This window comes from Candidatus Methylomirabilota bacterium (genome assembly GCA_035709005.1).
GTDB lineage: Bacteria > Methylomirabilota > Methylomirabilia > Rokubacteriales > CSP1-6 > 40CM-4-69-5.
The window spans coordinates 1-9,250 of sequence record DASTFB010000064.1 but is presented as its reverse complement, the minus strand read 5'-3'; the positions used below and the strand labels follow the sequence as shown (position 1 = coordinate 9,250).

Below are 9,250 nucleotides of genomic sequence, written 5' to 3'. Positions count from 1 at the left end.
AGAACCGGCGGCGACGATGGCGGCGGCCAGCGCCGTCACCTGGGACGGCAGCACGGTGCGGCAGTCCAGCAAGAGGCGATCGTCGCCGATGCGGCCTACCACCGGAGGGTCGCCGCGGCGCAGCGCCTCGTCCAGGGCGCGGGCCGCCTGGGGGCTGGCCCCGAGCGCCACGGCGCAGGTCGGCAGCTCGACCGTGGGCAGGGCCCCTCCACCGACCTGAGCCTGATCCTCGATCACGCGCGCGGCCAGGCCGGCCCGCAGATCTCGGGGAATTCTGGCCACGACGCGCTGGGCGCGGCTGCGGACGTCGGCCAGCGGCTCGGTGAGCATGCGCACGGTGGGCACCGTCTGCAGCGCCCGGCCCGCGTCGTATTCGTAGAGCGTCGCCTCCAGCGCAGCCAGAGTGAGCTTGTCGATGCGGAGGGCCCGGTTCCACGGGTTCTTCTTGAGCCGCTCGACCAGATCCCGGCGCCCGACGATGATTCCGGCCTGGGGGCCGCCGAGCAGCTTGTCGCCCGAGAACGAGACGAGGTCGACACCGCTGCCGACGACCTCCTGCACCGTGGGCTCGTGGGGAAAGCCCCAGGGACGCAGATCCATCAGCGACCCTGACCCCAGGTCCTCCATGACCGGCAGCCCCCGCTCGCGCCCGAGCTCGACCAGCTCGCGGGAGCCCACGTCGGCGGTGAAGCCGACGACGCGATAGTTCGACGTGTGGACCTTGAGGAGCAGGGCCGTGCTGGGCCCGATGGCGCCGGCATAGTCGCGGGCGTGCGTCCGGTTCGTCGTGCCGACCTCTCTGAGCACCGCCCCGCTGCGCAGCATGATGTCGGGGATCCGGAACTCGCCGCCGATCTCGATCAGCTCGCCGCGGGAGACGATCACCTCGCGCCCGTGGGCCAGGGTCTCCAGGGCCAGCAGGACCGCAGCCGCGTTGTTGTTGACGACGAGCGCGTCCTCGGCGCCCGTGAGCCGGCGCAGCAGCGCCTGTACGTGCGTGTAGCGGGAGCCGCGCTCCTTGGAGGCCAGGTCCAGCTCGAGATTCGAGTACTCCCCGCCGATCCCTCCGAGCCGCTCCAGCGCCAGTGGGCTCAGCAGGGCGCGCCCCAGGTTCGTGTGCAGGACGACCCCGGTGGCGTTGATCACAGGCCGTAGCGAGAAGGGCCCGGTACGCCTGATCTCCTCGAGGATCCGGGCGGCCAGGCTGCTGGCGTCCGGGGGACGGTCACGGCCGGCGCGGACGCGCTGACGCTCGGCATCGAGGACGTCGCGGACCAGCGCCGTCAGGCGCGCCCGGGGCAGCGCTCGGCTCTCCGGGCTCTGCGCGACCTGCCGAACGAGGGCGTCGACCGAGGGGAGGGCCCGAAGGGCCGAGGTCCCCTCAGTGCTCACGGAGCACGGCCTCGACGCGCTCGCGGACCCGCGCGACGATCTCCTGAGCCTCCCGGCGCCACGCCTGCTGGGTCCAGCGGCCGTCGTTGATACGACCGGCCCGGCGCACGGCCTCTTCGGTCAAGCCCGCCCAGAACTCTTCGAGGTCGGCGGGCGAGAGCCGCTGACCCCGCAAGGCCCGCGCCCACTCGGTGGCGAGAGTGTCGACGAGCCGGTCGCGCTCGGCCGCCAGGCGGCGAGCTTTGCGGACGAGGTCGGCCAGGCGCGGCGCCACGCCTATTTCCTCACGAACTCACGGACGGTGTCGACCAGGTTGGCCTCGAACCGTCCCGTAGAGGCGCACTGGTAGACGGGCGTGGGCCTGAGCTTGCCGGAGTGGCCCCGCCGATGCGCCTGGGTGCGCATCTTGGAGTTCACCTGGATCAAGGTCGTGGCGCCGTTGGGCTCGGCGAAGATGGTGAAGGAGACGAGGGCCTCCCCTTCGAGCTGATCACCGCCCAGCTGCCCGCAGTCGGCATAGAGATTGATCGGCGACACGAACTCGTCCGAGGCCACCACGCCCGAGTCGCGGGCGATGGCCCGCAGGGGCACGTTCTGCTGGGCCAGGGCTCGCACCAATGCGGACCAGGTCTCCTCGTAGGTGGCGGGCACCTCGGCCCGGAATGTCGGCGGCGACAGCGGCGAGACGAAGAGGCGCGAGCACCCGCACAGGGCCAGGAACAGCGCCGCCAGGCCGGTCCTACTTGTGATGGTCGATCCCACGGTACCTGTCGATGAAGCGGCGGATGCGCCGCTCGTCGTACCCATCCAGCGTGTCGATGCGCGTCCACGCGGTCAGCGCGATCTTGTGCTTCAGGCCGGGATATGGAGCCAGGATGACGAACTTCTCGTAATCACGGACGACGCTCTTGAGCTGCTCGACGAGCTCCGGGCATTCGCAGTTGTACTGCACCAGCACCCCGCCGTCCTCGAGATTGTGCACCTGCAGCTCGCGCTCGATGGGTCGGGTATGAATCCCCCAGGGGGCGAGGTACGGAAGGTGCGACCCCGAGGTGGGCGGGTCGCTGTTGTAGGCTTCGTGCGGGTCGGTGGCCCGCTGGATGTGGCGATTGCCCTGGTCGGGCATGGACACACCGGGCAGATCGGCCGCCGCCCGATAGGCGAAGTAGCCGACCACCACAGCGACGAGCACCGCCACGACGAGCCCGACGGCTTGCCACTGACGCCGGGTACGCCGACTCACCTTCCGCCCCTGATCGCGCTTAGCCATGCTCCCTCGATGGCGGAAGCGTGTGGGAGTCGAACCCACCTCCAGCTTGTCTAGAGCCGGACACCGGATTTGAAGTCCGGGAGGCCCACCGGGTTCCTGGACGCTTCCGTTTCAACAGCTCCTGGGCTTTTCCCGAAGCCGTTTGAGTGTACCATTCCGGCCACGACACGCGCCCCTGCTGCGGCCCCCGGCGGGCTGTCAGCTGCCCCCGGCCAGTGGGGGGAAGAGCGTCACGATGTCGCCCGAGCTCAGGCGCCGGCCCGGATCGGCATCCTGGCCGTTCACCAGTGCGATGCGCGGCAGGCTGGACGGAATGCCGAGATGCGCGGCGACATCGTCCACGGTGCTGCCCTGAGGCATCTCGATCATCGCGGTACCCCCACCGCTGCCCGGAGGCAGGTACGAGGCGAAGGTGGCGAAGAGCCTGACTTCGATCGTCACCGAGGCCCGCGCGCGGGCTCGGCCGACACCCTGATCTCGACGACGCGCAGCCGGTCACCGGGGCGGATCCGATCGGGATCGAGCAGGGTGTTCCAGCGCAGCAGGTCGGCCACCTTGATGCCGTAACGATGCGCGATCCCCTTCACGGTCTCGTTGGGCCGGACCACGTGGATGTCCGTCGCCTCGGCGACCCGCCGACTCTTGCCCCGCGCGGCGACCGCGGTCCGTTTCTTGGGAGCGACCGCCGCCCGCATCCGCCCGGCGTCGGCCAGGGGCACCGTGAGCTCGTACGGTCGGCCCGGGGGCGTCGTGGCCCGGATGAGAACCGGATTGAGGGCCCGCAGGGTGGCCAGCGGGATCCCGCTCTTGGCCGCGAGCACGCTCAGCCGCGTCCGGGGCGGAACCCGAACCGCCGCCGTCGCCGGAAGCTCCGCCGTCCCCGGCTCGAAGCCGTACCGCGAGGGATCACGACCGATCACGGTGGCGGCATGGATGGCCGGGACGAAATTCTTGGTCTCATCGCGGAGGTAGCGGCTCTGCGCGAGCTCCCAGAAGTCGTTCGTCCCGGTCAGTCGAATCGCCCTGGCGACCTTCATCTCGCCCGCGTTGTAGCCCGCCTTGGCGAGCGCCCAGGAGCCGAAGAGGCTGTACAGGTCTTGCAAGTACGCGGCGGCGGCGGCGGTCGACTTGACCGGGTCGAGCCGCTCGTCGACCCACCGGTCGACGCGCAACCCGTAGCGCCGCGCCGTGGGCGCCATGAACTGCCACATCCCCTTGGCGCCGGCTCGCGACACCGCTTTCGGGTTGTAGCCGCTCTCGATCATCGCCACGAAGGCCAGCTCCTCGGGCAGCCCACGGGCCCGGAAGACTTCACGGATCATGTCGAGGTAACGGGCGGCGCGCTCCAGCCACAGGCTCACGACCTCCCGACGATCGCCGGTATAGCGATCGAGGAAGTACCTGACCCTCTCGTTCACCACTACCTCGTAGACGGGCTTCCGGGAGTCGACCGCGTCCTCGGCCCACGGATCGATCTCGGTGGCGACGTCGAGCTCTGCCGTCGCCTCGGCCGAATCCTCGGCCCACGGATCCATCCCGGTGGCGACGTTGGAGTCGTCATCCTCGGGGCGAGTGTCGACGGCGCCCAGCTCGTCACCCGGGTCTTGCTCGAGCGCAGGATCGAGGTCGTGAAGCGCAGGCGGCAACGCAGGATGCTCGACGATGTCGGCCTGCGAAAGATAGGGATCCGCTCCGGCGGGCGCGAGTGGAGCCAACGCCAGAACGATCAGCAACACCCCGACGACATGGAGGAATCGAGCGTCAATAGTCATACAATCAAAAGCCTGGTCGTTATTTACCACGGCCCGCGACGAGGGGTCAACGCGCTACGACGAGGGCCGCCTCCACGACTGCGTGGATCCGGTGCGTTTGCTCCGGTTTATCGCTGAGTTGTCGGTGTGCCGCCGAGTCGAGCGAGCCCGGACGCGAGGAGGCCGCCCCCCGGCGCGCGTTGCCGTTCTGACAGTTTTATCGACGGCTTTGCGGTGCCCGCTCCTCCGCGATCGCTCTCATCCAGGCGTTCCGGTCCGTCAGCTCGACGGACTGCGACTCCCCCGACCGCACGGTCAATTCCCGCAGCCAGATGGTGACCGCCAGATACCCGGTCAAGCGGGAGCGGGGCCTGAAGCTCTCGCGATCCCGCCGGGATGGAGCAGCACCCGCTATCGGGACGAACACCGCGCGCTGCGCGATGAGCAGCCACGCTCCTGCCGGGACCCGCCGGAGCACGAACGCGCCGTCCGGCTCCACCGCGGTGAACCGGACCAGGTCCGCGTCACCGGCCTGAGCCAGGGCGCGCTCGAAGTCCCGCCGCGCCCGTGCCACTTCGCGAGCCGACGAGCGGTACGCGTCGGGCTCCCGCCGCGCCTGTTCGCGGATACGCTCGAGCTCGACCAGCAGGGCCTGGGAGCGGGGGAGCAGCGTCACGCTGACGTCGTTCAGGCCGGTCGGAGGCTCGCCGGGTCGCCTGGGATCGGCGACGGCGCGCCCGGCGACCGTTCCCAAGGCGCCGGCCGCCGCGGCCGTTCGGTACGCGTCGATCGGGACGTCGCGCGCGAGGCGAGCTTCCGGCCCGCTGGCCAGAAGCAATAGCCCGACCAGCATGCCGGTCACGCAGGGGCCACGGGCCGGGTCCGCCAGCGGTTGTGCATCCAGAGCCACTGCTCGGGTGCCTCGCGAATGGCCGCTTCGATCACTTCCGTGCAGCGCGCCGTGAGCTCCGCCACCGCCGCCTCGCGATCGCTGGTCTTGGGCGGGTCGAGCGGTGCCTGAACCATGATGCGATGGCGCCCGTCCGCCTCACGCCGCGCGAAGATCGGGACGACGGGCGCGCCGGTGCGCAGCGCCAGCAGCGCGACGGAGCGCGACGTGCTGGCCGGGGAGCCGAAGAACGGAACGAACACGCCTTCGGAGCGGGCGGCGTTCTGGTCGAGCAAGATACCGACCATGCCTCCGCGCGCCAGAGCGGTCAGGACCGGGCGCAGGGCCCCGCGCTTGTCGATCAGTTCCACACCCGTGCGCCGCCGCAGCCGCTCGGCGATTGGATTCAGCCACCGGGAGTCCAGGGGCCGGACCACCACGGCCAGCGGATACGGCGTCACCCGATGGGCGACGCTGAGCAATTCCCAGTTCCCCAGGTGGCCGCTCAGCGCGAGGACCCGGCCGTGCGTCGTCATGGCGCGATCGAGATGCTCTCGTCCTTCCACGGAGATTCGGGACAGGAGGTCGTCCAGAGGGCGGCTCAGCAGCGCGCACAGCTCGACGAACACGAGGCCCAGATGCTGCCATGAGCGCCGGCAGAGCGCCCGGCGGTCGGCGGCGCTCAGCTCGGGGAAGGCCCGGGCGAGGTTGTCGAGCGTGAGCCGCCGGCGCCCGGGAAAGCTGAGACACGCGAGGTCGCCCAGCCGGCGGCCGAGCCAGCTCGCCACCGCCCAGGGCGCATGCCCGAGGGCGACGGCCAGGAGCCTCAGGGCGCCGGCGACCGCTTCCTCCGCTCGCGCGCGAACTCGATCCCGATCGGGATCACCGACAGCACGATGACGATCGCCACCACGAGGTGAATGTACCGGTCGAGGTCCGGGATGATCCGGCCCAGCAGATAGCCGGCCCACGTCATGCTGACCACCCATCCCACGCCCCCCACGACGTTGTAGACGAGGAAGCGACGGTAGGCCATCTGGCCCACGCCAGCGACGACCGGCGCGAAGGTCCGGATGATCGGGACGAACCGGGCGATCACGATGGTCTTGGCCCCGTGACGGGCGTAGAACTGCCGCGTCCGCTCGACGTGGCGGGGGTTGAACAGCATCGACCGCTCGCGGGTGAACAACCGCGGCCCCAGCCGGGCGCCGATGGCATAGCCGGTGCTGTCGCCCAGGATCGCCGCCGCGACGAGCAGGACATTCAGCCACCAGATGTCCAGACCCCCCGAGGCGGCCACCAGGCCGGCCGTGATCAGCAGCGAGTCCCCGGGCAGGAAGAAGCCCACCAGCAGGCCGGTCTCGGTGAAGACGATCGTGACCAGGACGACATACCCGCCCCAGCGAACGAGATCGTCCAGGGCGTAGCGGCCGCTGGCCAGGTCAACGAGCAACTCCACCGGCTAGTTGCCGCGCGCCGCCTCGTGCACTCCGCTTCGCACGGCGGTGGGCCCCGGCTCGGCGCCGCCCCGGATGCGCATCCGGTAGAACGAGCGCCAGACGAAGACCACCGAAACCAGGAAGAAGGCCAGCGCCAGGACGTAGGTCAGGGCGCCGCCCCGCTCGGCCGTGATGGTGACGGCCAGCTCCACGGCCAGGAGGCCGAAGAGGGTGGTGAACTTGATGATGGGGTTCATGGCGACCGACGAGGTGTCCTTGAAGGGGTCACCGACCGTGTCGCCGATGACGGTGGCCGCGTGCAACGCCGTGCCCTTCTCCTTCAGCTCGACCTCCACGATCTTCTTGGCGTTGTCCCAGGCCCCGCCGGCGTTGGCCATGAACACGGCTTGAAAAAGGCCGAAGAGCGCGATGGAGATCAGGTAGCCGATGAAGAAGTACGGCTCCAGGAAGGCGAAGGCCAGCGTGGCGAAGAACACGGTCAGGAAGATGTTGAACATGCCGCGCTGCGCGTACTGGGTGCAGATCTCCACCACCCGTTTGCTGTCGCTGACGGACGCCTTCGTCGCGCCTTCCAGACGGATATTCGCCTTGATGAACTCCACGGCGCGATAGGCGCCAGTGGTCACCGCCTGGATCGAGGCCGCGGTGAACCAGTAGATCACGGCGCCGCCGGCGATCAGGCCCAGGAGGAACGGGGGATGGAGCACCGAGAGCTTGTCCAGGTTCTGGGTGAGGCCGTGGGTGAGGAGCACGATGATGGAGAAGATCATCGTGGTGGCGCCGACCACGGCGGTGCCGATGAGGACGGGCTTGGCGGTGGCCTTGAACGTGTTGCCGGCGCCGTCGTTCTCCTCCAGCAGGTGCTTGGCCCGCTCGAAGTTCACGGCGAAGCCATGCTCGCGCCGCACCTCCTCCGCCGCGCCCGGGAGCTGCTCGATCAGCGAGAGCTCGAAGATGGACTGGGCGTTGTCGGTCACCGGCCCGTACGAGTCGACGGCGATCGTCACCGGCCCCATGCCGAGGAAGCCGAAGGCGACCAGGCCGAAGGCGAACACGGCGGGAGCGACCATCAGGGCGGCCAGGCCCAACGTGCTGACCAGGAAGGCCACGCCCATCAGCAGCATCAAGACGATGCCCAGCCAGTAGGCGCTGAAGTTTCCGGCCACCAGGCCCGAGAGGATGCCGAGCGAGGCCCCGCCCTCCCGGGCCGAGGTCACGACCTCGCGCACGTGGGCCGACTCCGTCGAGGTGAAGACCTTGACCAGCTCGGGGATGATGGCGCCGGCCAGCGTGCCGCAGGTGATCACCGTGGAGAGCTTCCACCACAGGCTGCCGTCGCCCAGGTCACCGATCAGCGCGTAGGAGGCCACGTAGGTCGACACCACCGAGACGCCGGACGTCAGCCAGACCAGCGAGGTGAGCGGAGCCTCGAAGTTCATCCGGGTGGCGGTGGCGTACCGGCTATGGGTGAGGGCCTCGTTGAGGAGGTAGGAGGCGCCGCTGGCCACGATCATGAGCACGCGCATCATGAAGATCCAGACCAGCAGCTGGACCTGGACGGCCGGCTCGCGGACGGCCAGCAGGATGAACGAGATGAGGGCGACGCCGGTGACGCCATAGGTCTCGAATCCGTCGGCCGTCGGCCCCACCGAGTCGCCGGCGTTGTCGCCCACGCAGTCGGCGATGACGCCCGGGTTGCGTGCGTCGTCCTCCTTGATGTTGAAGACGATCTTCATGAGATCGGAGCCGATGTCGGCGATCTTCGTGAAGATGCCGCCCGCGATGCGGAGGGCGGAGGCGCCCAGCGACTCGCCGATGGCGAAGCCGAGGAAACACGCCCCCGCGTAGGAGCCGGGGATGAAGAGGAGGATGGCGAGCATGAACAGCAGCTCGACCGAGATCAGCATCATGCCCACGCTCATGCCGGCGCGGAGCGGGATCGCGTAGACGGGGTACGGCCGGCCCTGGAGGCTGGCGAACGCGGTGCGCGAGTTGGCCAGGGTGTTGATGCGGATGCCGTACCAGGCCACGCCGAAGCTGCCGCCGATCCCGATGAGGCTGAAGATCAGGATGATCAGGATCTGGGCGAGGGTCGAGCCGGTGAGCCCGAAGTACGCCACCATCACGGTGCCGATGAACAGCTCCAGCACCAGCAGCAGCTTCCCCTGCTGGATCATGTACGCCTTGCAGGTCTCGTAGATCAGCTCCGAGATCTCCCGCATCGCCGCGTGCACCGGCATCTTGCGCACGGCCAGGTAGCTCTGGAGGCCGAAGAGCAGGCCGAGCACGCACACCGCGAGGCCGCCGAGCAGGAAGTCGTGGCCGGTGAGGCCGAAGAAGCTCCCCTGGTCGAGGCTGGGCAGGACGAGGTTGACCTCGCCGCCGGGGGTGTGGGGGCGCGCGGCGGCGGCGGCGGCCGGGGCCGCCTGGGCCAGCATCGAAGCGACGTTCATTGGGGTCTACCTATGTAGAGCGACGAACCAGGGAG

10 protein-coding genes and 1 tRNA gene are annotated in these 9,250 nt (G+C 69.5%); all 11 read right to left on the bottom strand.

The window, feature by feature from the left end; translation table 11 throughout:
- On the bottom strand, positions 1-1,392 hold a 1,392-nt coding region (gene selA / locus VFR64_10260; GenBank protein ID HET9490120.1), incomplete at its 3' end, for an L-seryl-tRNA(Sec) selenium transferase.
- Positions 1,382-1,666: a hypothetical protein gene (locus VFR64_10255; GenBank protein ID HET9490119.1), complete on the bottom strand. Its 285-nt coding sequence runs from the start codon at positions 1,664-1,666 to the stop codon at positions 1,382-1,384. The genes VFR64_10255 and selA, both read right to left, overlap by 11 nt.
- A gap of 2 nt (positions 1,667-1,668) precedes the next feature.
- Positions 1,669-2,154: a hypothetical protein gene (locus VFR64_10250; protein ID HET9490118.1), complete on the bottom strand. Its 486-nt coding sequence runs from the start codon at positions 2,152-2,154 to the stop codon at positions 1,669-1,671.
- Positions 2,132-2,662 (bottom strand): DUF3105 domain-containing protein, encoded by a 531-nt coding sequence (locus VFR64_10245; GenBank protein ID HET9490117.1) that lies wholly within the window; start codon positions 2,660-2,662, stop codon positions 2,132-2,134. The genes VFR64_10250 and VFR64_10245 overlap by 23 nt, the downstream gene beginning before the upstream one ends.
- Before the next feature lie 10 nt (positions 2,663-2,672).
- Positions 2,673-2,770: transfer RNA gene (locus VFR64_10240), tRNA-Sec, on the bottom strand.
- Between the two features lie 90 nt (positions 2,771-2,860).
- Positions 2,861-3,103, bottom strand: a complete 243-nt coding sequence (locus VFR64_10235) for a MoaD/ThiS family protein (GenBank protein HET9490116.1) — start codon at positions 3,101-3,103, stop codon at positions 2,861-2,863.
- On the bottom strand, positions 3,100-4,434 hold the full coding sequence (locus tag VFR64_10230) for a transglycosylase SLT domain-containing protein (GenBank protein HET9490115.1): 1,335 nt from the start codon (positions 4,432-4,434) through the stop codon (positions 3,100-3,102). Before VFR64_10230 ends, VFR64_10235 begins: the two co-directional genes overlap by 4 nt.
- 196 nt (positions 4,435-4,630) lie before the next feature.
- Complete coding sequence (locus VFR64_10225) at positions 4,631-5,266, bottom strand: hypothetical protein (GenBank protein HET9490114.1); 636 nt, start codon at positions 5,264-5,266, stop codon at positions 4,631-4,633.
- 5 nt (positions 5,267-5,271) lie between these two features.
- Positions 5,272-6,123 (bottom strand): lysophospholipid acyltransferase family protein, encoded by an 852-nt coding sequence (locus tag VFR64_10220; GenBank protein ID HET9490113.1) that lies wholly within the window; start codon positions 6,121-6,123, stop codon positions 5,272-5,274.
- Between the two features lie 5 nt (positions 6,124-6,128).
- Entirely contained in the window at positions 6,129-6,761 is a 633-nt protein-coding gene (locus VFR64_10215; GenBank protein HET9490112.1) for a VTT domain-containing protein, read from the bottom strand.
- A gap of 3 nt (positions 6,762-6,764) precedes the next feature.
- Positions 6,765-9,200: a sodium-translocating pyrophosphatase gene (locus VFR64_10210; GenBank protein ID HET9490111.1), complete on the bottom strand. Its 2,436-nt coding sequence runs from the start codon at positions 9,198-9,200 to the stop codon at positions 6,765-6,767.
- Positions 9,201-9,250 lie beyond the last annotated feature (50 nt).